This is a genomic window from Kitasatospora sp. NPDC089913 (genome assembly GCF_044748625.1).
Lineage (GTDB): Bacteria > Actinomycetota > Actinomycetes > Streptomycetales > Streptomycetaceae > Kitasatospora.
Map to the genome: position 1 here is coordinate 32,147 of NZ_JBIVGI010000015.1, position 25,884 is coordinate 58,030.

A 25,884-nucleotide genomic window follows, 5' to 3' on the forward strand; every position below is an offset into this window, starting at 1 on the left:
GCCGGGCGGGTCAGGAGAACAGCAGCCGCCAGGTGTCCGGCCCGGGGTAGCCGTCCGCCTCCGCGCCGCTCCACCCCAGGGACTCCTGGAACGCCCGGACAGCGCTCCGGTCGGCCTCCGTCCAGCGCGGTCCCGGGCCCTCGGCGTAGGCGTCGCCGAAGCCCCTGCGGACCAACCGGGCGCCCAGCCGCTCGACCTCCTCGCCCACCGCGCCCGGGCCGAAGGCGCCGAGGCCGGGGAAGGCCGGCGGGACGCCGTCCGGCGAGGAGGCGGGCGGCGGCGGGGGGAGCGGGGCGGCGCCGTCGATGTTCCGGCCCTTGCCGTTCACCAGGTAGTCCCAGGTGTCCTTGCCCGGGACCCCGTCCGCCTCGGCGCCCCGCCAGCCCTGCGCGAGCTGGAACGCCTCGGTGGCCTGCCGGTCCGACTCGCTCCAGCGCGGCCCCGGCCCCTCGGTGTAGAACCGGCCCCCGCCGCGTCGCACCAGCATCTCGCCGAGCCTGGTGACATAGGCGTTGTCCGCTCCCGGCCCGAACTTGTCGGCCCCCGGGAACGCCGCGGCCCCGGCACTGTCACTGCTGTTCCCGCCCGTGGTCAGACCCTTGTAGCGGTAGGGGACGTAGGTGGCCGAGTTGGACCAGTAGGCGTACGGGGTCGCGCGCCTGGTCGCCCCCGGGGACGTCTGCTCGTACGCCAGGTAGCGGGTGCGGGTGGAGTCCGTCCAGCCGCCGAAGACGGTGACGTGCGAACCGCTCCGCGGGCTGGCCGGATCGTTGTGGATCAGGACGTCACCGGGCTGGAGCTCGGCCTTGGTGATCCGCTCGGCGAAGTCCGTCAGGGTCCAGGTGGTCTGGCTGCTCCCGAGCCCCCACGCCATCGAGACGAAGCCGGAACAGTCCTGGCGGTACCCGTCCGACCAGTAGCGGCTCATGCTGTACGGGACCTTCTGGTCGACCCAGCGCTGCGCCCGTTCGATGATCGCGGCCCGGGTGACCGGCTGGGCGTCGGCGGTCCGGTCGTCGGCGGCGCTCTGACCGTAGAGGCCGCCGACCTCGCCCTGCGGGGTGTCGCCGCGGGGGGTGGACGGGCCGCCGGGGGTCGGGGCCGGGGCGGGCGCCGCGGTGGCGACCCCGGCCGTGCCGCCGAGCGCGGTGCCGACGGCGGCCAGCAGGACGGCGGCCCGGCGGCGGACGCTGCGGGCCGCGGCGTGGCCGCCCTCGTGCACCGGTGCGGCGTGCAGCCGGGCGCGCCGGCGGGCGCCGCAGCCCCCGCATATGCAGTCCTCGTCCGGTTCGACCTCGTCGAACCGGAGCAACGGGGCCGTTCGGCCGGTTGTGGTCATGCTCCGCCTCCTTCTCCTGGGGAGGGAGGTGTCCGTCGGGCCGCTGACGGCGCGACAGCACGGTCCTCTTCCAGGGCGACACGGGGTGTCGTCCGGACAAAAGTCCCAAAGCTGACACCTGGTCGGCGCGGTGGGCTGCTCCGCGCGGGTGACGGTCGCCGGGGATCCCGGGCGTGGCGCGGAGAGGGCGTGCTGTCGGCGCGGGGTGCGGGCCCGGTGGTCCGCCGGGCGTCGTGGCGGGCCGGGTTGGCTGTCCGTCGGTCCGCCTGTCCGTCAGCTGACGGGGCGTGCGGAGGCGGGCGGATTGGCGGGCGAGTACTCGGGTTCGCTCCAGCTCAGCGGGGTGGCGTCGGCCAGTTCGACGACGCCGGTGACGGTCAGGTCGACCACCCGTTCGGCGCCCGGCAGGCCGGCGGCGGCGGGGCCGGACCAGTCCGTCCTGGCTTCGCCGGTGATCAGCAGCGCGCCGCCGGTCTCCCAGTCCGGGACGAGCAGTCCGGCCCGCGGGTCGAACTCCAGGTTGCCGAGGGTCATGAACATGTTGTTGCCCGGGTAGTCGGGCCAGCGCAGCCGGTCCGGACCGAGGACCCGCAGGAAACCCGGGTTGCCGCCGCGGTGCGAGGCGTCCGTCCGGCCGTCCGGGCCGGCGGTGGCGACGAAGAAGGTGTCGGCGGTGCTCACCAGCAGTTGCTGGGCGGTGCTCAGCAACGGACCGGCCGCCACCCGGCGCGGGGCGCCGGCCCCGGGGCGGTCCACCGGGTGGCGGCGCTGGATGTACTTCGGGCAGTTGGCGTAGACCTGCTCGGCGGTGATCACCAGCCCGCCCCGGCCGTCCGGCGCGGAGCGGCCGTTGACCCGCATCCGGCGCCGGGCGGCCGGGTCCAGGGCCACGGTGCCGACCTCGGCGGGGCGGGCCAGGGCGGCGGCCAGCGGGTCGTCCCCGGCCGGGTGGGCGGCCACCGTGACCGTCCGCTCGTCGGGGGCCCGCAGGAAGCCGGCCGGTCCGCCGAGCTGGGTGGCCCAGAGCCGGCCGTCGGTGTCGGCCGCGCCGACCACCAGCATCCGCCGCTCGGTCAGGAAGCGGGCGGCGACGGCGGGGACGGTACTGCCGACGGCGCGGCCGGAGTGGTCGGCCCGGTCGGTGCGGCCGGCCCGGGCCTGCACGGCCCGTTCGCCGGGGTGGTAGGGGGTGTCGGTGCCGGTGCCGGTCATGACGGGTGCCTCCCTCGGGATCGGGCGGTACGGCCTGGCGGTGTTCGCGGAACTCTTTGCGAAGTGGCACTTTGCAAACACCTGTGGGGACTTTGCAAAGTGGCACTTTGCAAAGTTTCTAGAAGAACCCGCAGGTCGGGGCGGTGGCGGTGGGGGCCTCGGCGCCGGTTCCGTCGACGCCCGCCGGGGTGTAGATCTCCAGCCGGATGCCGTCGGGGTCGGTGAAGAAGATCCCGCCGGAGGCGGCCCCCTCGCGGTGCGGGACGACGCCGTCGTAGGCGAAGGAGGCGCCCAGCTCGCGCAGCAGGGCCTCGGCGGCGCGGACCTCGTCGAGCGAGTCGACCTGGAAGGAGAGGTGGTGCAGCCCGGGGGCGGCGGTGGCGAAGGTGCCCTCGCTCTGCTGCCAGAGGGTGAGCACCGGGCGGCCGTCGCGGCCGAGGAAGGTGTAGCGGTGCTCCGGGTCGGTGCCCTCCGCGACCGGCTCCAGTCCGAGGACGCGCCGGTAGAAGGCGGTGGAGCGGTCGAGGTCGGTGACGTTCAGGCCCACGTGGCCGGTCTGCAGGGTGCTGGTGATGGCGCTGGTGCTGGTGCCGGACATGCCTGATCACTCCCGTGGCCAGGGCGCCCCGAGGCGCCGCTGTCTAACCGTTATTAGCGACCATAGGGGTTAGTCTTGAGAGAGGTCAACCGGTGCGGGTGGTTTCAATGGTTAGAAATTCCGGGCATGGCTATGCCATGACAAATACGGGAGAACCGGGTGCCGAGGAGCGGGCGCGGGGGCGCCGGGCCGGGGTGCGGCTACTCCCACTCCCACCGGGCGCCGATGTGGCCCGGCTGCTGGTCGGGGGCGAGGATCTGGGCACTGGCCGAGGCGCCGATCCAGAGCTGCTCGCGACGGCGGTCGACGTCGGCGCCCGGGTCGCGGTCGTAGCGCTCGCAGTGCACCGGCACGGTCGCCGGGTCGAAGTGGACCTGGAGCACGTACTCGCGCACCGGGGTGGCGAAGCGGCGGCTGTACTCCGTCGTCTCGGCGCCGCCGGAGGGGATCTCGACCTCGTACTCGAAGACCGTGCTGTCGCCGAGGCCCAGCGGGCGGTCCAGCATCACCTCGCCGACGATCAGGCCGGTGTCCGGGCGGCGGCGCACCCGGCCGAGCCGGCCGTGCCGGACGCCGGTGATCTCCGGACAGCCGGTCGCCTCCTCGTCGGCCTTGTGCACCACCAGGCAGCGGGTCACCCCGGACACCGTGGCGCGGACCACCTGGCGCATCCGCAGCAGGTTGCCGCGCCGGTCGGCGTCCACGAAGTACGAGTCGTGGACCGAGAGCCGCTCCAGCTCGCCGGCCGGTGGGGCGTCCAGTTCGGCGAAGACGTCGGCGATCTGCTGCTCGCCCGGCCAGACGTCCTCCAGCCGCAGGTGGCTGGCGCCGGCACTGGCCGCCCAGCGGCCGCGCGGACGCGGCGGGCCGAGCAGCGCGGACAGCGTGGAGTGCGGCAGGCCGAGGAGTTCCTCCAGCAGGTGGACGGCGCGCAGCGAGCTGGCCCGCTCGGGCTGGCTGCGCCCGCGCCGCCAGTAACTCAGCGTCGTGACACTGACCCTGACGCCGCGTTGGGCCAGGGCGGCGCGGATCCGGTCCAGGCTGAGGCCGCTGGCCTCGATCGCGACGTGCAGGGTGTCGGCGAAGCCGCCGGTCGGGCTGGGGCGTCCCGGCGTCGGCGCGGGCGACAGCGGGGGTGCGGGCGCGGGCGGCCCGGGTGCGGGCGCGGCCGTGGCAGGGTGCGGCCCGACCAGTCTGAGCCGGGCGTCCTGGGGATGCTGTGAGGCCATGTGGTTACCTTCCCCACCGAGCGGGTGCGGCAGACCCGGAGCGGCGCCGGAACGCGCCGTCAACGGCCTCGCCGAGCTGTGGGGAACCCTATGCACGGTCGAGAGGCTACGTCATCAGTCGTGCGTATGACAGTGGTCACGGGCGGTGCACCGCCAGGTTAGCGATCTTGAAACAGTGCGGAAACACACGGACCTCCTCCGGGCCGGGTGGTGCGTTCCGGACCGGTGGCGGCAGGTTCCGGCCACGGGTCCCGGGGCGGGGGCCCGACGTAGACTCGGGGACCGGCCTGGGGCGAGGGAACCGGCCGGGAGCGAGGGAGCGCCGATGACCGAGCGGACAGCAGACCCGCGGGACCCGCGCCCGCTGCTCGGCGAGCCGCTCGCGCTCGACCTGCTGAACACGCGGTGGGCCGGCGAGCCGGTGAACGATCTGCTCGACGGGCCGGACGGCTTCGCGATCTGGCTCTCCACGGCCGGACTGGCCGGTCGCTGCCCGGCGGACGACGCGGGGCTCGCTGCCCTGCGGGAGGCCCGGGAGGCGCTCCGGGCGGCCGTCCGGGAGCTGGACGCGGGCGGGCTGCCCGGGGCCGGGTCGCTGGCCGGGCTGGACGCGGTGCTGCGGCACGGGCGGATCCGGCGGGAGGCCTCGGCGGCCGGGCCGGTGGACCGGGTCGAGGTGGACGAGCCGCGGTGGCTGGCCGCCTGGCTGGCGGTGGACGACTTCCTGGGGCTGCTGGCGCAGGGGCCGGCGCGGATCAAGAAGTGCGCGCACGAGGCGTGCATCCTGCACTTCTTCGACACCTCGCAGAACGGCCGGCGCCGCTGGTGCCGGATGGCCGTGTGCGGGAACCGGGCCAAGGCGGCCCGCCACTACGAGAAGGTGCGGCCGTAGCCCCGTAGCCCCGTAGCCCCGTAGCCCCGTAGCCCCGTGGCCCGGCACCGGGCCGGCGGGCCGGGTGCCGGGCCGGCGGGCCGGTGCCGGGCGGGCCCGGGAGGGCGCCTCTCCCCCGGGCCCGCGCGGGCGGCTCAGGCCTCGCCGAGCCATTCGGTGAGGGCGGCGCGCAGCTCGCCGGCGCCCGGGTCGACGGCGGCCCAGGCGGCGTAGCCGTCCGGTCGGATCAGCAGCACGGTGTCGCGCAGCTTGCCGTGCGGGTCGGCCGGGGCGACCGTGACCAGGCGCTCCCGCCACGGGTCGGCGGCCGCCACCTCGTCATTGCTGACCAGCACGAACCGGCCGGCCCGCAGTGCCTCGTAGAGCCGCTCCGGGGCGGCCGGGCCGTTCTCGCGGGGCGGTTCGAGACCGGTCAGCCGCAGGTCCGGGACCCGCTTGCCGACCAGCGGGTGGGCGTCCTTGGGCGCGGGGTAGGAGATGCCGAGGCCGGAGACGGTGCGGGCGCCCCGGTCCACCACGGCGTCGACCCGCCCGGCGACCTGGACCAGTGCCCCGCGCAGCGCCCGGGTGGCGGCGGAGTGCGCCATCGCGACCCGGATCATCGCGCCGGAGGCGCGCAGGACCGTCCGGCCGACGGGGTGCCGCTCGCTCTGGTAGCTGTCGAGCAGTTCGTCGGCGACCCCGTCGCGCAGGACGGCGACGAGCTTCCAGGAGAGGTTGGCGGCGTCCTGGAGGCCGGTGTTCATGCCCATGCCGCCGGCCGGGGAGTGGCAGTGGGCCGCGTCGCCGGCCAGGAAGACCCGTCCGGAGCGGTAGTCGGGGACCTGCCGCTCGTCGCTGTGGAAGGTGGAGCTCCAGCGGACGTCGTGCAGGCCGTAGTCCTCGCCGAGGGCGCGGCGGGTGATGTCGGCGAGCAGGTCGGGTCCGGGCTCGGTGCCGTCCGGGACCTTCTCGGTGCTGTCGTGGGCGAGCACGCGGTACCAGCCGTCGCCGAACGGCACCAGCAGCGCGAAGCCGGTCTCGGCGGCGCCGGCGGCGGTGCCCTCCTCGGGCTCGCGCTCCAGGCGGACGTCCGCGAGCAGGACGGAGTCGACCACCGACTCGCCGGGGAAGGGCAGCCCGAGCAGGTCGCGGACGGTGGAGCGGACGCCGTCGGTGCCGACCGCGTAGCGGGCCCGGTGGGTGGTGGTGGCGCCGTCCTGGAGCGTCTCGACGGTGACGCCGTCGGGGTCCTGCCGCAGGCCGGTCACCTCGGCGCCGCGCAGCACGGTCGCGCCGGCCTTCACGGCCCGGTCGTGCAGCAGCCGTTCGGTGTTGTACTGCGGCGTGAGCAGGACGAACGGGAAGCGGGTCGGCAGGTGGCCGAGGTCGATCCGGACCCGGTTGAAGGCCGTCAGCGCCTCGACCGGGCGGCCGGTGGCGATGAGGTCGTCGGCGAGGCCGCGGGCGTCGAGGAGTTCGAGGGTGCGGGCGTGCACGGCGAACGCCCGGGTGAGGTTGGACTCGGTGGCGCGCTTCTCCAGCACGGTGACGCCCAGGCCGGCGGCGGCGAGGTCTCCGGCCAGCAGCAGGCCGGTCGGCCCGGCGCCGACCACGATGACGTCGGTGACGGTCTGCTTCTCGGTCATGTGTCAGCTCCCGGTGCTCGAACAGCGGCTGGACGCCGTGCGTGGCGTTTCCCCGGCCCCCATCATCGCTTCCCGGGAGTGGCGTTGTGAATCTCCGGTCCCCGGCGCGTGGCCGGGGACCGGAGGGCGGGGCCACCGGGAGGGCGGTACCGGCCCGGTGGCGGCGGCTCAGCTGTGGCGGCGGATCTCCACGGTGCGGAACCGGTTGGCGACGAAGGCGCCGTCGCAGTAGGCGGAGTTGGCGGCCGGGTTGGCGCCGGTGCCGTGCAGGTCGGAGAAGGCGGCGGTCTGGTTGGCGTACACCCCGCCGGTGAGGTTGAGGGAGAGCGAGACGCCGGCGTCGAGGGCGGCCTCGACCAGGGCGGCCTCGACCTCGGCGGAGGTGGTGTAGGCGGCGGCGGTCATCGCGCCCTGGGTGCGGACGGTGTCGCGCAGCAGCTCGACGGCGGCGGCGGTGTTCTCGACCGCGACGGCGAAGGAGACCGGGCCGAAGCACTCGCCGCGCAGGACCGTGCGGTCGTCCGGCTTGTCGGCGTCCAGCTTGACCAGCGCCGGGGTGCGGACGGTCGCGCCCGGGAACTCCGGGTGCTCCACGGCCCGCGGGGCGAGGGCGAGTTCGCCGTACTCGCCGCCGGCCGCGGCGGCCGAGCGCTGGAGCACGCCGGGGTTGACCACGGCGCCGAGCACGCCCGCGGCGCGGGCGTCGTCGGAGAGCAGGCCCTCGATGGCGGTGGCGAGGTCGCGGACCACCTCGTCGTAGGACTTGGCGCCCTGGTCGGTGTCGATGCCGGTGCGCGGGACCAGCAGGTTCTGCGGGGTGGTGCACATCTGGCCGCTGTAGAGCGAGAGCGAGAAGGCCAGGTTGTTCAGCATGCCCTTGTAGTCGTCGGTGGAGTCGACGACGACGGTGTTCACGCCGGCCTTCTCGGTGTAGACCTCGGCCTGCTTGGCGTGCTCCTCCAGCCAGTCGCCGAAGGCGGTGGAGCCGGTGTAGTCGATCAGCCTGATCTCGGGGCGGACGGCCAGGGTGCGGGCGACCGTGCCGCCCTCGTGCTCGGCGGCCAGGCAGACCAGGTTCGGGTCGAAGCCGGCCTCGGCCAGCACCTCGCGGGCGGTCCGGACGGTGAGCGCCAGCGGGAGCACGGCCCGCGGGTGCGGCTTGACCAGCACCGGGTTGCCGGTGGCCAGCGAGGCGAACAGACCGGGGAAGCCGTTCCAGGTCGGGAAGGTGTTGCAGCCGATCAGCAGGGCCAGTCCGCGCGGGACGACGGTGAACTCCTTGGTCATCACCAGCGGGTCCCGCTTGCCCTGCGGCTTGGTCCAGCCGGCGCTCTCCGGCAGCCGGGTCTGCTCGGCGTACGCGTAGGCGACGGCCTCCAGGCCGCGGTCCTGGGCGTGCGGGCCGCCGGCCTGGAAGGCCATCGGGTAGGCCTGGCCGGTGGTGTGCATGACCGCGTTGGCGAACTCGTGCGAGCGGGCGTTGATCCGGGCCAGGATCTCCAGGCAGACCGCGGCGCGGGTGGGCGGGCCGGCGGCGGCCCAGGCCGGGCGGGCGGCGGACAGCGCGGCGATCAGGGCGTCCGGCCCGGCGTGCGGGTAACCGATGCCGAGCTCGAGGCCGTACGGGGAGACCTCACCGCCCACCGGGTCGCCGTCGGCGGGGTGGCCGGGGAGCTCGAACGGCAGGTTCAGCAGGGCCTCGAAGGCGGCCCGGCCGTCCGCGGCGGCGCTCTCGCCGTACGCCTTCGGGAACTCGGGGTAGGGCGACCAGTAGTCGCGCTTGGCGGTGGCGTCGACCGCGGCCGCCAGGGTGGCCCGGTGGCGTTCGACGAGTTCGGCGACGAAGGGGTGGGTGACCGCTGCGGACATGGTGTGCGCTCCTCAGAGGGGAGGACGGGACACGTCACAGAGTAACCGAACGATCGGTCGGCTCAAGAGGGCGAACGGGAACGGAGTGCCGCAGCGCACCGGGGGCGGGCGAAAACGCCGGGGGCGCGTCCGCAGCGGACGCGCCCCCGGGGCCGGCTGACCGGAGGGGTTACGGGATGCCCAGCTCGAAGATCACGTACCCGCCGTACCAGCCGGAGGCGACCGCCCCGAAGCCCAGCACCGCCGCCAGCACCGGCCAGCTCAGCTTCCGCATCGCCACCGCGAGCGCGATCAGCAGCGGGAAGGCCGGCAGCAGGTAGCGCGAGGTGTTGCCGAAGATGCCCAGGCTGCCGAGCACCGAGACGATGGTGGCCAGGGTGTACGCGGTCAGCACCAGCGGCGGGCGCAGCCGGACCAGCAGCACGATCAGCACCGGCAGGCTCAGCACGATCAGCGTCGCCAGCATGTCCGCCGTGTGGTACGCGAACGGGTAGTCGTTGCGGCCCAGCAGTACGCCGCGGATCGCGGCCCAGGTGCCCTGGCCCCAGTCGAAGTAGTGCAGCCAGGCGTCGTGCTGGAGGGTGAAGTAGCCGCCCCACTCGCCCATCCGCCAGCCCACCCAGCCGACGTAGCCGAGCAGCCCCAGCGGGGCCAGCAGCATCGCGGTCAGCGGGCGCGCCACCCCGCTCTCCCGCCGGTACAGCTCCACCAGGGCGGCCAGGCCGACCGCGCCGATCAGCGCCGCCGAGGTGGGCCGGTTGAGTCCCGCGACCAGGGTGAGCACCCCGGCCGCCACCCACTGCTTGGTCATCACGCAGTAGCAGGACCAGGCGGCCAGCGCGATGAACAGCGAGTCCGAGTAGAGCGCCCACTCGGCGCCCGACCCCGGGGCGATCGCCCACAGGCCGGCCGCGATCACGCCGGCGCGCGGCCCGGCCATCCGGTCCACCACGGCGTAGATGCCGGCCGCGGCGAACAGCGAGGCGACCACCGAGACGATCATCCCGGCCCCGTACAGGCCGAACGGGCTCACCTCGGAGACCAGCCGCATCAGGCCCGGGTAGAGCGGGAAGAAGGCCGCCGAGTTCTGCTCGATCGTGAAGCCCGGGACGCCGTTGGGCACGCTCACCAGTGCCGGGTGGTAGCCGAACAGGGCGACCTGCTGGTACCACCAGCCGTCCCAGCTGGCCAGCACGTCCCAGGGGTTGGCGCCGCCGCCGAACCGGGGGTGCTTCTCGAGGTAGTCGCCGGAGAAGGAGAGCAGCTTCATGAAGACGGTGAAGCCGACCAGCTTCAGGACGGCGTAGCACCACACGGCCGGGCCGAAGCGCAGCACGAGCTCCCGGGCGCGCTCGCGCCAGTCGGAAGCGGGCTCGGTCGTGGTGACGCCGCTACGCTGTTCGGGCAGATCGGATTCGACTGCCGGTATTGCGCTCATGCGACTTCCCCACCTGCTCGGCCATGGACGGATCGTCCGCCGAGTCTAGGGTCTGGCTCCGGGCTTTGGTGTGGACCAGGGCACCCGGGCGCGGTCGGGGCGGGGCGGGCGGGGATACTCGGGGAATGGCCGATCACACCCCGCGCACCGCCTACACCGTGGAGTCCCTGCTCGCGGTGACCGTCGACGTGTTCAACGAGCGCGGGTACGACGGCACCTCGATGGAGGACCTGTCGCGCGCGGCCGGGATCTCCAAGTCCTCGATCTACCACCACGTGCGCGGCAAGGAGGAGCTGCTCCGGCTGGCCGTCGGGCGGGCCCTGGACGGTCTGTTCGGGATCCTGGCCGAGCCGGGCGCGGTCCGGGGGCCGGCGGTGGAGCGGCTGGAGCACGTGGTGCGGCGGACCGCCGAGGTGCTGCTCGCCGAGCTGCCCTACGTCACCCTGCTGCTGCGGGTGCGCGGCAACACGGCCACCGAGCAGTGGGCGCTGGAGCGTCGCCGGGACTTCGACCACCAGGTGGCCGAGCTGCTGCGGGCCGCCGTCGCGGACGGCGCGCTGCGGGCGGACGTCGAGCCGCGGCTGGCCACCCGGCTGCTCTTCGGCATGATCAACTCGATCGTGGAGTGGTACCGGCCGGGCCTCAAGGCCGCCGACGGCGTCGCCGACGCGGTGGTCCACCTGGCCTTCGACGGCCTCCGGGCGCGGTAGCGCGGTTCCGCGGGCGGGCGCCGCGCCCGCAGGCAGTGGTCCCGTGGGGGCGGTCCCGCGGGCGGCGGTCCCGTGTGTTCCGGGCCGCCTCGCCCCGCTCCGGTCCCCTGCGCCGGCCCCCTCCGCGTCCCGCCGTCAGTCCGGCGGCACCTGGTCGGTCTCCTCGAAGACCAGCATGGTGCGGGTGCCGAGCACCTGGGGGATCGACTGGATGCGGTTGAGCACGAGCTCCCGCAGGGCGTGGTTGTCGGCCGTGTGCACCAGCAGCAGGACATCGAAGTCACCGCCGACCAGGGCGATGTGCGCGACCCCCGGCAGGGCCAGCAGCTGCTCCCGGACCGTCCGCCAGGAGTTCTGCACGATCTTCAGGGTGATGTAGGCGGAAGCCCCCTGACCTGCCCGTTCGTGGTCCACCCTGGCGGTGAAGCCGCGAATCACGCCGTCCTCGACCATCCTGGAGATCCGGGCGTACGCGTTCGCCCGGGACACGTGCACCCGCTCGGCCACCGAGCGGATGGAGGCGCGGCCGTCCTGCTGCAGGAGCCGCAGGATCGCCCGGTCGACCCGGTCGAGTCTGGACATCTGTTCAGCCGACATGACCCCCCACCCCCGACGATTGGACGCAATGCCACCAGTCGACCGCCACCCGGGCCGATTGTCCACCACCTTCGCACGCTTCTGGTCAAGATGAACAGACGACCGAACAATCGGTAGGGAGCCCCCGCGACCCCTGGAGGTGCCCCGAGATGACCGTTCTCGACCACAGACACCACACGGCCGTACCCGGTTGGCTGCCCGGGGCCACCGCCCCCCGCACCGACCCGGCCCCGCTGCTCCCGGACCCCGCCCCGGTCCGCGTCCTCGGTACTCCCGCGCTGGAGAAGCACGACCCCCAGCTGCTCCGCGAGCTGTACCGACGCCTGGTCGTCGGCCGCCGCTACAACCAGCAGGCCACCACCCTCACCAAGCAGGGCCGGCTCGCCGTCTACCCCGCCTCGACCGGGCAGGAGGCCTGCCAGGTCGCCGCCGCCCTGGTGCTCGAGGAGCGCGACTGGCTCTTCCCCAGCTACCGCGACACCCTCGCCGTGGTCTCCCGCGGCGTGGACCCGCTGGAGGCCCTCACCCTGCTCCGCGGCAACGCCCACACCGGCTACGACCCCAGGGCCACCAGGACCGCGCCGCTCTGCACCCCGCTCGGCACCCAGGGCCCGCACGCGGTCGGGCTGGCGCACGCCGCCCGGCTGAGCGGCGAACCGGCGGTCGCGCTGGCCATGCTCGGCGACGGCGGCACCAGCGAGGGCGACTTCCACGAGGCACTGAACTTCGCCGCCGTGCTGCAGGCACCGGTGGTCTTCCTGGTCCAGAACAACGGGTACGCGATCTCCGTCCCGCTCAGCGCGCAGTCCGCCGCCCCGACCCTGGCCCACAAGGCCGTCGGCTACGGGATGCCCGGCCGGCTGGTCGACGGCAACGACGCGCCCGCCGTGCACGCGGTACTGGCCGAGGCGGTCGAGCGGGCCCGCACCGGCGGCGGCCCGACCCTGGTCGAGGCGCTCACCTACCGGGTCGAGGCGCACACCAACGCCGACGACGCCACCCGCTACCGGACCGGGACCGAGGTCGCCGCCTGGCAGGAGCACGACCCGATCCTGCTGATGGAGCGCGCGCTGCGCGAGCTCCGGGTCCTGGACGACGACCTGGTCCGGGACGCGGCCGAGGAGGCCGAGGCGCTCGCCGCCCGGATGCGCGCCGAGTTCCACGCCGAGCCCGAACTCGACCCGATGTCCCTGTTCGCCCACGTGTACGCCGAGCCGACCCCGCAGCTGCGCGAGCAGGCGGCGCGGCTGGCCGAGGAACTGGCCGCCGAGGCCGAGGTGCAGTCCTGATGACGACCGCTGTCTCCCCCGCCGCCCCCGCCGCCGGGGCCCGCACCACGAGCATGGCGCAGGCGCTCAACACGGCGCTGCGCGACGCCATGCGCGAGGACCCGGCGGTGCACGTGCTCGGCGAGGACGTCGGCGCGCTCGGCGGCGTCTTCCGGATCACCGACGGCCTGACCGCCGAGTTCGGCCCCGACCGCTGCCTGGACACCCCGCTCGCCGAGGCGGGCATCCTCGGCACCGCCGTCGGCATGGCCATGTACGGACTGCGGCCGGTGGTCGAGATGCAGTTCGACGCCTTCGCCTACCCGGCGCTGGAGCAGCTGTTCTCGCACGTCGCCAAGATGCGCAACCGCACCTCCGGCCGGCTGCCGATGCCGATCACCGTCCGGATCCCCTACGGCGGCGGCATCGGCGGCGTCGAGCACCACAGCGACGCCTCCGAGGCGTACTACGCCTCCACCCCCGGTCTGCACGTGGTCACGCCCGCCACCGTGGCCGACGCGTACGGGCTGCTCCGGGCCTCGATCGCCTCGGACGACCCGGTGGTCTTCCTCGAACCCAAGCGGATGTACTGGGGCAAGGACGGCTTCGACCCGGCCGCCCCGGTCGAGCCGATCGGCCGGGCGGCGCTGCGCCGGACCGGCACCTCCGCGGTGCTGATCACCTACGGCCCCTCGCTGCCGGTCTGCCTGGAGGCGGCCGAGGTGGCGAAGGCCGAGGGCTGGGACCTCGCGGTGCTGGACCTGCGCACCCTGGTGCCGTTCGACGACGAGACGGTCTGCCGGGTGGTGCGCTCGCTCGGCCGGGCCGTGGTGGTGCACGAGGCGGCCGGCTTCGGCGGCACCGGCGCGGAGATCGCCGCCCGGGTCACCGAGCGCTGCTTCCACCACCTGGCGGCGCCCGTGCTGCGGGTCACCGGCTTCGACATCCCGTACCCGCCGCCGATGCTCGAGCACCACCACCTGCCCGGGGTGGACCGGATCCTGGACGCGGTCGCCCGGCTGCAGTGGGAGGACTGAGGATGATGCCCGTCGTGCGCGAGTTCACCCTGCCCGACCTCGGTGAGGGACTCACCGAGGCGGAGGTCGTGCGCTGGCTGGTCGAGGTCGGCGAGGTGATCGCGATCGACCAGCCGGTGGTGGAGGTGGAGACCGCCAAGGCGGTGGTCGAGGTGCCCTGCCCCTACGGCGGGGTGGTGACCGCGCTGTTCGGCGCGGTCGGCGAGGAGGTCCTGGTCGGCGCCCCGCTGGTGACGGTCGCGGTGTCGCCGGGCGAGGGCGAGCGGCCGCTCGCGGCGGTGGCGGCGGTGGAGCGGGCGGCGGCGGTGGAACGGCCGCTGGTCGGGTACGGGGTCGCCGAGCCGGCCCGGAGCGGACGGCGGCGCCGGGTCGGGGGCGGCGGGGCGTCGGCCCCGGTGGCTCCTTCGGTTCCGGTGGCCGCCCCGGTGGTGGCCGCACCGGTCCCGGCGCCGGTGGCCGCGGCGCCGACCGTGGTGCCGGGCGTGCCCGCGGTCATCTCGCCGCTGGTGCGGCGGCTGGCGCGGGAGCAGGGCGTGGAGCTGGCGGCGGTCGCCGGCAGCGGGCCGGACGGTCTGATCATGCGGGCGGACGTCGAACGGGCGGTCGCGGCCAAGGTCGCCGTGGCGCCCGTCGCCCCCGCCGCCGTCCCGGCCGTCGAGCCGGTGGGGACGGCCGGGCCGGTGCCCGCCGCGGCCGGGTCCGTCGTCCCGCTGCGCGGGCTGCGCAAGGCGGTGGCCGAGAAGCTCGGCCGCAGTCACCGGGAGATCCCCGCCGCGACCTGCTGGGTGGACGCCGACGCCACCGAACTGATGTCGCTGCGAAGGCAGTTGAACGCCGTGCCGGGGCCGAAGGTGAGCGTGCTGGCGCTGCTCGCCCGGATCTGCGCGGTCGGACTGGAGCGCTTCCCTGATCTCAACTCCAGTGTGACCGCGGACGGTTCCGGAATCCTGCGGCACTCGGCGGTGCACCTGGGCTTCGCGGCGCAGGGCGAGCGCGGCCTCGTGGTCCCGGTGGTGCGGGACGCGCAGCGCCTCACCACCGAGCAACTCGGCTCGGAGCTGGCCCGGTTGACCGAGGCAGCGCGGACCGGGGCGATCGCCCCGGCCGAGCTGACCGGTGGCACGTTCACCCTGAACAACTACGGGGTGTTCGGGGTGGACGGTTCCACCCCGATCCTCAACCACCCGGAGGCGGCGATGCTCGGGGTGGGGCGGATCGTCGCCAAACCCTGGGTCCACCAGGGCGAGTTGGCGGTTCGCGAGGTGACCCAGCTGTCGTTCACCTTCGACCACCGGGTCTGCGACGGCGGTACCGCGGGCGGGTTCCTGCGGTTCGTCGCGGACTGTGTCGAGCAGCCGGGCGTGCTGCTGCGGCGGCTCTGAGTCCGGGTTCCGTTCGGCGAAGTGTTCGCCCTGGGTGGTGGAACCGACACCCAGGGCGAGCGCGGCGGGGAGAGTAGCGCGTCCGGGGGGCGGGTGTCCGGGCTTCACGCTATTTGTCGGATGAGCACTTCGGGCATGCCACGCTTCCTGGGCGTCAACAGAGACAAGCCAGGTGGTGGCGTAGGCCGGCCGGAGGCGAAACGATTCTCTTGGGTACTCGAAACGTTGCGGTGAAGTCCCGCAGGACACTCCTGGTCCGTACCGGGCACGGCTCGGCGGCGGCCTCGGCCGTTCCCGGGCTGCCGGAGGCCGCGCCGGGCGGCGTACCGGACGCCGCGCCGGACGGCGGGCAGGGCGGCGGGCAGGGCGTCGCGCCGGACGCCGGTGCGGATGTCGGTGCCGGTGCCGCGGTGGGCGTCGTGGTGGACGCGGCGGCGGGTGCGGCGGCCGATGCCGCGGAGCCTCCGGTTCCGCCGGTTCCGCCCGACCTGCCGCCGGAGTCCGGTGCGGTCGGGCCTGCGCCCGTGGCACCCGGGCCGATCGCGTCCGGGCCGATCAGGACCGGGCCGGTCCTGCCGCTGGAGTCCGTGCTGTCCGTGGTGCCGGTGCAGTCCGTCCGGCCGGTGGTCCCGGTGCCGCCGTCCGCGCCACCCGCCCTCCCGGCGTCGATGGTCGTCCCGCCCAGGCCCGTCGAACCGCCCGCCGTCCCGGCCCCGCCCGCCGTTCAGACCCCGCCCGCCGTCCCGGCCCCGCCCGCAGCGGCGCTGGCGCCCGGTGGCGCCGTGATCGAGCCACTGTTCCCCAGCGCGCCCGGGCTCAACTGGGCCGGACCCGGCGACCAGTGGTCCCGCGCGTGGGTGCCGCGCGACCTCGGTGGGGCCGCGTCACCGGCCGCTCCGGCGACCGCTCCACCGGTCGCGGCCGCGCCGGCGGCCCCGCTGCCCGCCGCGCCGGAGGCCCGCGACGCCGCCGAACTGCCGCCCACCGCCAGGGACATCGAGCTCATCCGGACCAGCCTGGCGGTGGTCGAGCCGGTCGCGGACCGGGCCACCGCGCACTTCTACGCGCTGATCTTCCTCAGCCACCCCGAGATCAGGGCGCTCTTCCCGGCCGCCATGGACGTCCAGCGCGACCGGCTGTTCCGCGCCCTGCTGACGGCCGCCCGCAGCGCCGGGGACCCGGAGGGGCTGCGGGCCCACCTGGGCGCGCTGGGCCGGGGGCACCGCCGCTACGGCACACTGACCGGCCACTACGGCCCGGTCGGCGAGTGCCTGGTGGCGGCGCTGGCCAAGTACGCGGGCAGCCGGTGGAACGCCGAGACCGAACTGGCCTGGCGCCGGGTGTACCGGCTGGTCTCCTCGATCATGATCGAGGCCGCCGAGGAAGCCGCCCGCACCTCACCGCCCTGGTGGCAGGGCGAAGTGGTGGCGCACGAGCGCCGGACCCCGGACGTCGCGGTGCTCACCGTCCGCCCGGACCAGGCCTACCCGTACCGCGCCGGGCAGTACACCAGTCTGGAGACGCCCTGGTGGCCCCGGGTCTGGCGGCACTTCTCGTTCGCCTCCGCGCCCCGCCCCGACGGGCTGCTGACCTTCCACGTCAAGGCGGTGCAGGCGGGCTGGGTGAGCAACGCCCTGGTGCACCGGGCCGCGCCCGGGGACCTGCTGCGGCTCGGCCCGGCGGTCGGCGGGATGACCCTGGACGACACCGACGACGGCGACCTGCTGCTGGTCGGCGGGGGCACCGGGATCGCGCCGCTGCGGGCACTGGTCGAGGAGGTCGCCGGGCGCGGCTCCGGGGGCCGCTCGGTGGAGGTGTTCCACGGGGCGCGGACCTCCGCCGAGCTGTACGAGCTGGCGGCGCTGCGGGAGTTGGCGGAACGGCACCGCTGGCTGACCGTGCGTGCGGTGCTGTCCGGCCCCGGCGCCGGGACGGCGGAGTCCGCCGCCGCGGGCCTGCTCGCGGGCGAACTCCCGGAGGCGGTGGCCCGGTTCGGGCCCTGGACCGGGCGGACGGCCTATCTGTCCGGCCCGCCCGCGATGGTCCGCCGGACGAGCGGGGTACTGCTGCGGGCCGGGCTGCCGGCCGAGCGGATCCGGCACGACCTGGTCGGTGACCTGGCCGCGCCGTGAGCCGTCGGGTCGCGCCGTGGACCTTCGCGCCGTGGACCTTCGCGCCGTGGGCCGTGAGCCGTGAGCCGTCAGGCGAGGTCGGGGGCGAGCAGGGCGCGGACACCCTCGATGTTGGCGGCCAGATAGGCCCGCAGGGCCGGCGGCACCACATTGACCGAGGTCACGCCCTCGCGGGTGAACGGCACCCGCACCACCTCGTAGTCGCCGTTGGGCTCGTCCACCTCGGGGCCGTGCCGACGGTCGAGGTCCATCGAGGCGAGCCGGCAGACGAAGAAGTGCTGCACCTTGACCCCGTGCGGGTGGAGCAGGCTGCCGTCGTCGTGGTGGGTGTGGCTGATGGTGTCCACGAAGGCGTGGACCACGTCGACCACCTTGCCGCCGAGTTCCTCGTCCAGCTCGCGGTGCAGGGCTTCGAGCACGGTGCGGTCGCTCCGCTCGACACCCCCGCCGGGCGTGATCCAGTACGGGTGCGGTGCACCGGGGCGGGTGCGCCTGATCAGGACCAGCGAGGCCGGTCCGTACGGGTCGTTCGGATCCGTCTCCAGCACGATCGCCCGGGCGGTGCGCTTGACGACGGGGCGGGGCGGGGTGCGCATGCGACCTCCGGGGCTGGAGCGTTGTGCGGGAGTCTCCCGCAGCCCGGACCGGCCGAAACGCGCCCCGCCCCGGTTGCGTCCGTCCGGGGCGGGACGGCGCGTCCGGGGCGGGACGTGCGGGCGGGACGTGCGGGGCGTCGGTGTCGGCGTTCGCGGTCAGTCCTCGTCGAGGGCGAGGCTCAGGCCCCAGGAGACCAGGCTGATGATCAGCGCGCCGAACAGCGCGGACCAGAAGCCGTCGACGTGGAAGTCGAGGTCGAGCTTGTCCGAGGCCCACGAGGTGAGCCAGAGCATCAACGCGTTCACCACGAAGGTGAACAGGCCCAGCGTGAGGATGAACAGGGGGAGCGAGAACAGCTGCACCACCGGCTTGATCAGCCAGTTGACCACGCCGAAGACCAGCGCCACGGCGACCACCGTGAGCGTCTTGTGCTTCCAGTCGTCCCCGGTGAGCGTGATCCCGGAGACGATCCAGGCGGCGACCCAGATGGCCGCCGCGTTGATCAGTGTCTTGATGACGAAACCCTTCATGGGGCCAGCGTCCCAGGTCGGTCAAGGGGTGACGCGGCTCCGGGCGCCGCGGTGGTGTTGAATGCCGGTGGTTCGAGGTCCGTACGAGGAGGGTGCTCCCCGATGAAGCTGTTCCGACTGGACCGACTGGACGCCGAGCGCGCCGCCAACGACGGCGCGTACCTGCGCTTCCTGCGGGAGCCGCGGATGTCGGCCGGTCTCTACGCGCTCGCCCCCGGCGACACCGACACCCAGACCGCGCACGCCCAGGACGAGATCTACCAGGTGATCAGCGGCCGGGCCGAGCTGACGGTCGGGAACGAGACCGCCACCGTCGGCCGGGGCACCGTCGTCTACGTGCCGGCCGGCACCCCGCACCGGTTCCACCACATCACCGAGGAACTGCGGGTGCTGGTGGTGTTCTCCCCGCCCGAGGACTGAACCGCGGGCGCGGCGGACGGCCGGTTAGGGTCGGGTCATGAGCCTGAGCCTGACCGAAGAACTCTGGGCGGCGATCGAGCCGGTCTACGCCGAGATCCTCGACCACCCCTTCATCGCCGGCCTCACCGACGGCACCCTGCCGCGGGAGGCGTTCCGCCACTTCGTCGTGCAGGACTCGCACTACCTGCGCGACTACGCCCGCGCGCTGGCCGTCTGCGCGGCCAGGGCCCCGGGCGAGGAGGAGGTGCGCGCCTTCGCCGACGACGCGATCGGCGCGCTGGCCGCCGAGCAGGGCATGCACGCCGAGTTCCTGGACGCCTTCGGCGACACCGCCGAGGCCGCGGCCGCCGAGCCGGTGCTGCCGACCACCCGCGCGTACACCAGCTACCTGCTCGCCACGGTCTACGGCGGCTCCTTCGCCGAGGCGGTCGGCGCCGTGCTGCCCTGCTACTGGATCTACGCCCGGGTCGGCGAGCGACTGCTCGCCGAGGGCTCCCCCGACCCGCTCTACGCGAAGTGGATCGCCACCTACGGCGACGAGGCGTTCCAGTCGGTGGTGCGGCGGGTGCTGGCGCTGACCGACCGGCTCGGCGAGGAGATCTCCCCCACGGAGCGGCGCCGGGTGGTCGAGCACTTCGTCACGACCTCCCGCTACGAGTGGATGTTCTGGGACGCCGCCTGGCGCCGGGAGTCCTGGCCGGTCTGAGGCTGGGGCGGGGGCGTTCCCAGGGGTGCCACCGGGGGTGCGGCGGGGGCGCGACCGGCGGTGCCGGCAAGGGCACGGCGGGGGCGTGGCGGGGGCGTGGCGGGGGCGTGGCCGGGGTCGTCCCCGGGGCCGTTCCCCGAGGTCGGGGCCGGGTTCACCCGGGGGCCGGGCTCGGGGTGATCTCCGGGTTCTCTCGGGGCCGTTGGCCCTCGATCCGTCCCCCGGGCCGCCGTACGATCGAAGTACGAAAGCGAGCGGGATGCGGCACCGGACGGCAGCCGACCCCAAGGGGAGAGAAGGAACGGACATGGCTGAGCTCTGGAAGTCGCTGCCCTCGTGGGTGCGGAACATCGTTGTTCCGGTACTGGTGCTGATCCTGGCGTGGAACCTGCTGATGTTCGTCTTCGGCGTGGTCGGCGCGCTGCTGGCCTTCGCCGTCAAGGCGCTGGTGGTGGTCGGTATAGCCGCTGCCGTGGTGATCCTGGTCAAGAAGGCCGCAAGGAACTAGCGCCCCGGACCTGCCCCGGCGCCCGCGTCCCCGCCCCGGGGGCGCGGGCGCCGGGCGTTCACGGGCGCGGCGAGGGGCCGGTGGCGGTCTCGCGGAGGAAGGCGTCGAGGTCCCGGTGCGGCCGCCAGCCCTGGGTGCGGGCGCGGGTGAGGTCCAGCACGACGTCGCGGGAGAGCTGGTCCACCGCGTACGGGGTCAGACCGGGGAGCCGCCCGGAGCGGGCCGCCAGCCTGGCCAGCGGGGCCGGCACATGGTGGATCCGGGCGCTCACGCCGTGCGCGGCCAGCACTGCGCGGACCACCTCGTCGCGGCGGTACGGGCGGGCGTCGGCGATGTTGTAGGCGACCGGCGTCCACGGGCGCTCGCCGGTGCGGCCGGCACCGACCGCGGACAGACAGGCGTCGGCGAGGTTCTGCACCGCGGTGAGGCTGAGCCGCACGTCACCGCCGGGCAGCAGCAGCCGTCCCCGCCGGACCCGCGCCAGCAGCCGGGGCACCAGATGCGGGTCACCGGGCCCGTACACCGCGCGCGGGCGCAGCACCACGGCGCCCGCGGCGAGGGCGAGCCGCTCCCCGGCGGCCTTGGTCCGCCCGTACGCGTTGAGCTGGCCGGCCCCGGTGGGGTGGTCCTCCCCGACGCAGCCGCGGTCGGCCCTCGGGTCGTAGACGCTGGCGCTGGAGACCCAGACCAACGGGCGGTCCCCGGCGGCCCGCAGCAGCCGCTCGGTGCCGGCGACGTTGACGGCGTGCTGGGCGGCCTCGGCCTCGGCCCCGGCGCCCCGGGGCAGATCGGCGACGGCGGCGGCGCAGTGCACGATCACGTCGGCGCCGGTGAAGTCGGGCTCCCCGGCGGTGGCGTCCCAGGGCACGTGGCGCCCGGCCGGTCCGGGGCGGCGGCCGTGGCAGAGCACCTCGTGGCCGGCGGCGAGGGCGGCCCGGACGACGTGGGAGCCGCAGAAGCCGCTCGCGCCGGTGACGGCTATCCGCATCGGGTCTCCTCGGGGCAGCTCGGTCCGGCGGGGTGCGGTCGGGGCGGGTGCGCTTCGGCGGGGTGCGGTCGGGGCGGGTGTGCCTCGGCCGGGTGCGCTTCGGCGGGGTGCGGTCCGGCCGGGTGTGTCTCGGCCGGGTGCGGCGCGGTGGGACGCGGTCCGGCCGGGGTGGGGATTCGGGTGGCGCGCAGGGTGAGTTCGGCCCAGCCGGGCAGCGCGGCCCGCCGGTCGGCCCGGGCCCGGACGACCACCGGCCGGTACGGCGCGAGCGCGAGCAGCAGTTCCGTGAGCAGGGCGCGGGCCACCCCGGCACCGGGGCAGGCGTGCGGGCCGGCGCCGAACACCGCCTGGTCGGCGGCGGGCCCGGGGGAGGGCGCGGGCCGGTGCGCCCCGGCGGCGTGCCGGGCGACCAGGACCAGCCGGTCACCGGCCCGGACCCGCCGCCCGGCCAGCACGGCATCGGCGGCGGCCACCCGGGGGAGCAACGGCGAGGGCGCGGTGAGCCGGAGCAGCTCGGCGGCCAGCGCGGGCGCGCCGGCCGCGTCGGCCGAGGCCCAGAGTCCGGCGTCCGCGCACCACGCGGCGGCCCGGGGGAGCGCGGCGACGCTGGTGTTGACGGTGGCGACCGCGACCATGGCGTCCCGGGGGTCGGGCAGCAGCGCGGCGAGCCCGGCGGCCCGGGCGGCGGCCGTCCGGGCCGTGCCGGGCGGGCGGGGGCCGGGCAGGTGGTCGCGGGCGGCGGCCGCGGCGGCCTCGGCGGCGGCACCGGCGAGCCTCGCCGGACAGGCCGCCGCCCCGGTCAGCGCGGCGGCCGTGACGCCCGCCAACTCCTTGGCGACGGAGACCAGTTCGAGGTCACCGTCGGCGAGTCCGGGGATCCGCGCGGTGAGCACCGCCTGCCAGGACGGGCGGAGCCGGTCCACCGCCGAGGCGTCCAGCTCGACCGCCAGAGCGCGCCGGGCGGCCCGGTGTTCGGCGCCGTCCTGGTCGAACAGCAGTCCGCCGGAGGTGAGTTCGGCGGCCGCCCCGCCGGTGGTGCCGGGCGCGGTGCGGTCCAGCGGGATCCGGGTGAGCGCGGTCCGGAAGGCCCCGGCGTCGTGCACCAGCACGGTGCGGCCGAGCCGGACGACCGGACGACGGCGGGTGACGGCGAGCAGCGCGAACAGCAGGGGGTGGCTGCGCAGATAGACCCGGCGGTCCCGGCGGCGGGCGGCCCGGTGCGCGGCCGGTACCGGCGTCGGCGCCGCGCGCTCCGCCGTCCTCCCGGCCCGCTCCCCCACGTACGTGTCCCCGCTCATCCGGCGAGCTCCCGGGCGCACCGGGCGGACGCCGCCGCGCGGTCCGGCTTGCGGGAGCGCCCGGCCAGCGGCACCCGGCCGAACAGCACCGCGTCCGGGCGGGCCGAGCCCATCCGCGCCAGCGGTCCGGCCAGCGCGGCGCGCAGCCGTCGCGGGTCGGTGCCGGGCGAGGGCTGCACCAGGGCGACCAGCCGTTCGTCGCCGTCCCCGTCCGGGACACCGACCAGCACCGCGAGTTCGACGCCCGGCAGGTGCAGGGACGGTTCGTAGAGACCGGGATAGATGTTCTCGGCGCGGCGCAGCACCATGTCCTTGAGCCGCCCGCCCAGCACGATCCGGCCGTCCGGGTCGAGCGTGGCGAGATCGCCGGTGCGCACCCAGGGGTCGGGCTCCTCGCCGAGGTAGCGGTGCCGGGCGCCCGGGCCGCCGAGCAGCAGTTCGCCGTCCGGTGCCAGTGCGGTGCGCACGCCCGGCAGCGGTGCGCCGACCAGGTCGCCGGGCCCGGTGAAGGCGCTCTTCTCGGCCTCCTCGACGGCCGCCGCCGGGAACAGCTCGGTGAGCGCGTAGACGCCCCAGGCCTGTTCCGCCCCGGCCTGCTTCACCCGGCGGAGCAGGGTGGCGTCGGCGGGTGCCGAGCCGGTCCAGACCCGGCCGGTGAACCGGGCCCCGGCGCCGAGCGCGGCGCGCAGCTGCGGCGGGGTGAGGTAGGTGTGGGCGGGGGTGAGCCGGGAGAGCTGGCGGGCCAGCGCGGCCGGTTCGCGGGCGGGCAGCGCGACCGCGGCCCCGGCGCTCAGCGCGGGGACGAGCACGAAGAAGGTGCCGCCCAGGACGACGGAACCGGGACGCGGGTCGACCAGTTCGCCGACGGAGCGCAGGCCGGCGGCCAGACCGCCCCGGGAGTGCACCACGGCGCGCGGACGGGCGGTGGTGCCGGAGGTGAAGACGATGACGGCGTCCGTGTCGCGCGCGGGTGCGTCCGACCCGGGGACGCGCGGTACCGAGGCGCCGAAGCGTCCGACCCGCAGCCGGGGCGCGCAGCCGGGCAGGCGTCGGCCGAGGGTGGCGACCGGGCCGAGCACCTCCAGCGGTGGCAGGGCGAGGTCGGCGCGGCGGGCCAGCGGCCGGGCCCAGCCGGCCACCGCCTGGGCGGCGGCGTCGGCGAGGACGAGGTCCGGGCGGGCCAGTGCGAGCCGGGCGGCCAGGACGTCGGGACCCGCGGTCGGGTCGAGGACGGCGATCCGCAGGCCGAGGCGGTGCGCGGCGAGCATGACGGCGAGTGCGCGCGGGCCGGGGCGCAGGGCGAGGCCGAGGGTGGTGTCCTCGCCCAGGCCGCGAGCGTTCAGGGCGACGGCGTAGGTGTCGGCGAGGGCGGCGAGTTCACCTCGGCGGATCCGGACGCGGGTGCCGCCGAACCGGGTGTGGGCCAGGACGGCGGGGCGGTCCGGGTGCCGGGTGCGCAGGTCGTGGGCGAGCCGGTCGAGCACGGGGTGTCCTCGGGGTGCGGTGGGTCCGGTGGTTCGGCGGGGCGGGTGGTTCGGTGGGGCGGGTGGTTCGGTGGACTTTGCAAAGTCTGGTGAGACTTTGCAAAGTCCGCTCAGGGGCGGGAACAAGGGGGTTCCGAGCACTTTGCAAAGTCCTGCCAGGACTTTGCAAAGTGCTCTGCGGTGGCGGAAGGGAAGGCGATGTCGACGGATTCGGCACTCAGCGGATGTCGACGGCCCGGGTGCCCGGGCCGCGGTCGAGGTACCAGCGGGCGGTGCCGACCACTCCGTAGGCGCGGATCCGGCGGGTGGAGTTCTGCACCACCATGTCGCGGCGGCGGATGATCGCGGTGGTGTGCCGGCGGACGCGGTTGATGAACATCCGGTCGGTGGGCGAGGGCCGGCGCGGCATGCCGCCGACCGCCAGGTAGAGCTCGGCGGTGATCGCCATGTTGTTGCCCGCGTGCATCCGGTACGGCGTGAGGTATCCGTGCCGGCGGTGGTGCGCGGGCCGGATCCGGCCGAAGAACGCGCCGAGCGCGACCAGCACCAGGAAGACGGCGCGCCCGGCCGGTCCGTGCTCGTCCCGGCGGGCGGTGACCCGGCCGCAGACCAGTCCGCCGCCGTCGAGCAGGCCGGCCCGGGCGGCGGCGGTCCAGCCGGGGGCGGGCAGGCAGTCGGCGTCGGTGCGGGCGAGCAGGGTGGCGCCGTTCGCGATGGCGTGCCGGAACGCGGTGTCGACCGCCGAGCCGACGCCCTTCTCCGGCTCCACCAGCACCTCGACCGGGAAGGGTGCCCGGGCGGCGAAGGCGCGGACGGCCCCGACCGTGCCGTCGGTGGAGCCGTTGTCCGCGACCAGCAGGGTGAACTCCCGGTCCCGCTGGGCGGCGAGGGCGTTCAGGGTGGCGGTGATCCTGGCCTCCTCCCGGTAGGCGGGGACGATCACCCAGAGCGCGGTCACGACGCCTCCCAGACCATCGTCATCAGGCTCACACCGCCGCCGAGACCGAGCATCAGCACCCGGTCGCCCGGTTCCAACTCCTCATGTATTCGGTCGAGTTGGACCCCGATCGTGGCGCTGGCGACATTGCCGAGCTCGGGCACCGTCACCACCAGCTTCTCCTCCGGCACCCCGGTGGCCTCCACGAAGCGCTCCAGGTAGGGCACGGTCACCTGGTGCACCAGCACCCGGGCGTAGTCCTCCCAGCCGAGGCCGGTGCGGGCGGCCACCCGGGTCAGGATGTCCAGGCCGATCTTCTCGAAGACGCCCCGCAGCTCCGTGCCGCCGCCGCGGAAGTAGCTGTACTCGTCGCCGCGCGGGTGGCGTGAGCCGCCGCCCGGGATGCCGCCGGTCCGCCAGTGCTCGGAGGCGGTCTCGGTCTCCACGTCGAGGATGCCGCCGCGCTCCACCGCCTCCACCACGACGGCGGCGCCCGCGTCGCCGAAGGTGTAGCCGGCGAAGCCCGCCCGGAACTCCTCCGCCCCGCCGGGGTCCCGCCGCATCGCCCGGCTGGGCGTCTCGCCGGTGACCACCAGGGCCCGCCGGGCCCGGCCGGCCAGGATCGTCGAGCGGGCCAGGTCGATCCCGTTGAGGAAGCTGTTGCAGGCGTTGCTGACGTCCAGGGCGTGGGCGCGCGAGCCGAGTTCGGACTGCACCAGATGCGCGGTGGCGGGCTCGGCGACGTCCCGGGTGGCCGAGGCGAACAGCAGCAGGTCGATGTCCAGTGGGTCCAGGCCGCGGCTGTCCAGGGCGCGCCGGGCGGCGCCCAGGGCGAGGGTGGAGGCGTACTCGCCGTCGGCCGCGAAGTGCCGGGTGACGATGCCGGTGGCCTTCTCGAGGGTCCGCTCCGGCAGGCGCAGCCGGCCGCCCGCGGTGATCTCGTCCTGGAGCTGCCGGGAGGTCAGTCGTCGGGCGGGGAGCTGGGATCCGACGGCGGTGATGCCGATCCGCGCGGTGGCTGCTGGGTGCATGGTCCCATCGTGCTGCGGACCGGGCGGCGCCCGCCTGAGTACTCGTACTCAGGC

The 25,884-nt window shown here is 75.2% G+C and carries 24 protein-coding genes; 9 read left to right on the forward strand and 15 right to left on the reverse strand.

Annotated elements, in window-relative coordinates; all coding sequences use genetic code 11:
• Positions 1–10: 10 nt before the first annotated feature.
• The 4 genes from ACIPYS_RS22700 to ACIPYS_RS22715 form a co-directional block, all read right to left on the reverse strand.
• On the reverse strand, positions 11–1,339 hold the full coding sequence (locus ACIPYS_RS22700) for a peptidoglycan-binding protein (protein ID WP_400748757.1): 1,329 nt from the start codon (positions 1,337–1,339) through the stop codon (positions 11–13).
• A 273-nt stretch (positions 1,340–1,612) separates the two neighbouring features.
• Positions 1,613–2,551: a pyridoxamine 5'-phosphate oxidase family protein gene (locus ACIPYS_RS22705; RefSeq protein WP_400748760.1), complete on the reverse strand. Its 939-nt coding sequence runs from the start codon at positions 2,549–2,551 to the stop codon at positions 1,613–1,615.
• Between the two features lie 118 nt (positions 2,552–2,669).
• Positions 2,670–3,149 carry a VOC family protein gene (locus tag ACIPYS_RS22710; RefSeq protein WP_093861240.1) on the reverse strand — a complete coding sequence of 160 codons (480 nt, stop codon included), beginning with the start codon at positions 3,147–3,149 and terminating at the stop codon, positions 2,670–2,672.
• A gap of 200 nt (positions 3,150–3,349) precedes the next feature.
• Positions 3,350–4,378: a hypothetical protein gene (locus ACIPYS_RS22715; RefSeq protein WP_093861241.1), complete on the reverse strand. Its 1,029-nt coding sequence runs from the start codon at positions 4,376–4,378 to the stop codon at positions 3,350–3,352.
• Between the two features lie 325 nt (positions 4,379–4,703).
• On the opposite strand from ACIPYS_RS22715, the gene ACIPYS_RS22720 reads away from it, so the two are divergent.
• Positions 4,704–5,270, forward strand: coding sequence for a CGNR zinc finger domain-containing protein (locus ACIPYS_RS22720; protein WP_093861242.1), 567 nt, complete (start codon positions 4,704–4,706; stop codon positions 5,268–5,270).
• A 134-nt stretch (positions 5,271–5,404) separates the two neighbouring features.
• Here ACIPYS_RS22720 and ACIPYS_RS22725 read toward each other — a convergent pair whose 3' ends face one another.
• The 3 genes from ACIPYS_RS22725 to ACIPYS_RS22735 all read right to left on the reverse strand — a co-directional run bounded on the left by ACIPYS_RS22725 (position 5,405) and on the right by ACIPYS_RS22735 (position 10,205).
• A complete protein-coding gene (locus tag ACIPYS_RS22725) occupies positions 5,405–6,898 on the reverse strand; it encodes an FAD-dependent monooxygenase (protein WP_400748765.1) in 1,494 nt (497 codons plus the stop codon).
• A gap of 168 nt (positions 6,899–7,066) precedes the next feature.
• Positions 7,067–8,767: a phenylacetic acid degradation protein PaaN gene (paaN, locus tag ACIPYS_RS22730; protein ID WP_400748768.1), complete on the reverse strand. Its 1,701-nt coding sequence runs from the start codon at positions 8,765–8,767 to the stop codon at positions 7,067–7,069.
• Between the two features lie 169 nt (positions 8,768–8,936).
• Positions 8,937–10,205 (reverse strand): glycosyltransferase family 39 protein, encoded by a 1,269-nt coding sequence (locus ACIPYS_RS22735; protein ID WP_093861245.1) that lies wholly within the window; start codon positions 10,203–10,205, stop codon positions 8,937–8,939.
• A gap of 125 nt (positions 10,206–10,330) precedes the next feature.
• Between ACIPYS_RS22735 and ACIPYS_RS22740 the strand changes: the two genes are divergently transcribed.
• Positions 10,331–10,915, forward strand: a complete 585-nt coding sequence (locus ACIPYS_RS22740) for a TetR/AcrR family transcriptional regulator (RefSeq protein ID WP_093861246.1) — start codon at positions 10,331–10,333, stop codon at positions 10,913–10,915.
• Between the two features lie 135 nt (positions 10,916–11,050).
• On the opposite strand, the gene ACIPYS_RS22745 is transcribed toward ACIPYS_RS22740, so the two are convergent.
• Positions 11,051–11,497, reverse strand: coding sequence for an Lrp/AsnC family transcriptional regulator (locus ACIPYS_RS22745; RefSeq protein WP_078879731.1), 447 nt, complete (start codon positions 11,495–11,497; stop codon positions 11,051–11,053).
• Between the two features lie 164 nt (positions 11,498–11,661).
• Between ACIPYS_RS22745 and pdhA the strand changes: the two genes are divergently transcribed.
• From pdhA to ACIPYS_RS22765, 4 genes are all read left to right on the forward strand, one after another.
• Positions 11,662–12,801 carry a pyruvate dehydrogenase (acetyl-transferring) E1 component subunit alpha gene (gene pdhA / locus ACIPYS_RS22750; RefSeq protein WP_400748773.1) on the forward strand — a complete coding sequence of 380 codons (1,140 nt, stop codon included), beginning with the start codon at positions 11,662–11,664 and terminating at the stop codon, positions 12,799–12,801.
• A complete protein-coding gene (locus ACIPYS_RS22755) occupies positions 12,798–13,817 on the forward strand; it encodes an alpha-ketoacid dehydrogenase subunit beta (RefSeq protein WP_400749066.1) in 1,020 nt (339 codons plus the stop codon). Before pdhA ends, ACIPYS_RS22755 begins: the two co-directional genes overlap by 4 nt.
• A gap of 5 nt (positions 13,818–13,822) precedes the next feature.
• Positions 13,823–15,199, forward strand: a complete 1,377-nt coding sequence (locus ACIPYS_RS22760) for a dihydrolipoamide acetyltransferase family protein (RefSeq protein WP_400749069.1) — start codon at positions 13,823–13,825, stop codon at positions 15,197–15,199.
• Between the two features lie 230 nt (positions 15,200–15,429).
• Positions 15,430–17,331 carry a globin domain-containing protein gene (locus ACIPYS_RS22765; protein ID WP_400748776.1) on the forward strand — a complete coding sequence of 634 codons (1,902 nt, stop codon included), beginning with the start codon at positions 15,430–15,432 and terminating at the stop codon, positions 17,329–17,331.
• Between the two features lie 68 nt (positions 17,332–17,399).
• On the opposite strand, the gene ACIPYS_RS22770 is transcribed toward ACIPYS_RS22765, so the two are convergent.
• Positions 17,400–17,927, reverse strand: a complete 528-nt coding sequence (locus tag ACIPYS_RS22770) for an NUDIX domain-containing protein (protein WP_400748779.1) — start codon at positions 17,925–17,927, stop codon at positions 17,400–17,402.
• A 156-nt stretch (positions 17,928–18,083) separates the two neighbouring features.
• Positions 18,084–18,458, reverse strand: a complete 375-nt coding sequence (locus ACIPYS_RS22775; RefSeq protein ID WP_093861250.1) for a phage holin family protein — start codon at positions 18,456–18,458, stop codon at positions 18,084–18,086.
• A gap of 102 nt (positions 18,459–18,560) precedes the next feature.
• Between ACIPYS_RS22775 and ACIPYS_RS22780 the strand changes: the two genes are divergently transcribed.
• The 3 genes from ACIPYS_RS22780 (at position 18,561) to ACIPYS_RS22790 (ending at position 20,092) form a co-directional block, all read left to right on the forward strand.
• Positions 18,561–18,878 carry a cupin domain-containing protein gene (locus ACIPYS_RS22780; RefSeq protein ID WP_093861251.1) on the forward strand — a complete coding sequence of 106 codons (318 nt, stop codon included), beginning with the start codon at positions 18,561–18,563 and terminating at the stop codon, positions 18,876–18,878.
• A gap of 37 nt (positions 18,879–18,915) precedes the next feature.
• Positions 18,916–19,584, forward strand: coding sequence for a thiaminase II (gene tenA, locus ACIPYS_RS22785; protein ID WP_093861252.1), 669 nt, complete (start codon positions 18,916–18,918; stop codon positions 19,582–19,584).
• Between the two features lie 307 nt (positions 19,585–19,891).
• Complete coding sequence (locus ACIPYS_RS22790; protein ID WP_030305494.1) at positions 19,892–20,092, forward strand: DUF5326 family protein; 201 nt, start codon at positions 19,892–19,894, stop codon at positions 20,090–20,092.
• A gap of 58 nt (positions 20,093–20,150) precedes the next feature.
• On the opposite strand, the gene ACIPYS_RS22795 is transcribed toward ACIPYS_RS22790, so the two are convergent.
• From ACIPYS_RS22795 to ACIPYS_RS22815, 5 genes are all read right to left on the reverse strand, one after another.
• Positions 20,151–21,080 carry an NAD-dependent epimerase/dehydratase family protein gene (locus ACIPYS_RS22795; RefSeq protein WP_400748784.1) on the reverse strand — a complete coding sequence of 310 codons (930 nt, stop codon included), beginning with the start codon at positions 21,078–21,080 and terminating at the stop codon, positions 20,151–20,153.
• A complete protein-coding gene (locus tag ACIPYS_RS22800) occupies positions 21,071–22,378 on the reverse strand; it encodes a cytochrome P450 (protein WP_400748787.1) in 1,308 nt (435 codons plus the stop codon). The genes ACIPYS_RS22795 and ACIPYS_RS22800 overlap by 10 nt, the downstream gene beginning before the upstream one ends.
• The gene (locus ACIPYS_RS22805; RefSeq protein WP_400748789.1) at positions 22,375–23,862 is read right to left on the reverse strand and encodes a class I adenylate-forming enzyme family protein; all 1,488 of its coding nucleotides are present in this window, start codon (positions 23,860–23,862) and stop codon (positions 22,375–22,377) included. The genes ACIPYS_RS22800 and ACIPYS_RS22805 overlap by 4 nt, the downstream gene beginning before the upstream one ends.
• Positions 23,863–24,079: 217 nt before the next feature.
• Complete coding sequence (locus ACIPYS_RS22810) at positions 24,080–24,820, reverse strand: glycosyltransferase family A protein (RefSeq protein WP_400748792.1); 741 nt, start codon at positions 24,818–24,820, stop codon at positions 24,080–24,082.
• Positions 24,817–25,830 (reverse strand): 3-oxoacyl-ACP synthase III family protein, encoded by a 1,014-nt coding sequence (locus tag ACIPYS_RS22815; protein WP_093861256.1) that lies wholly within the window; start codon positions 25,828–25,830, stop codon positions 24,817–24,819. Before ACIPYS_RS22815 ends, ACIPYS_RS22810 begins: the two co-directional genes overlap by 4 nt.
• Between the last annotated feature and the right edge of the window lie 54 nt (positions 25,831–25,884).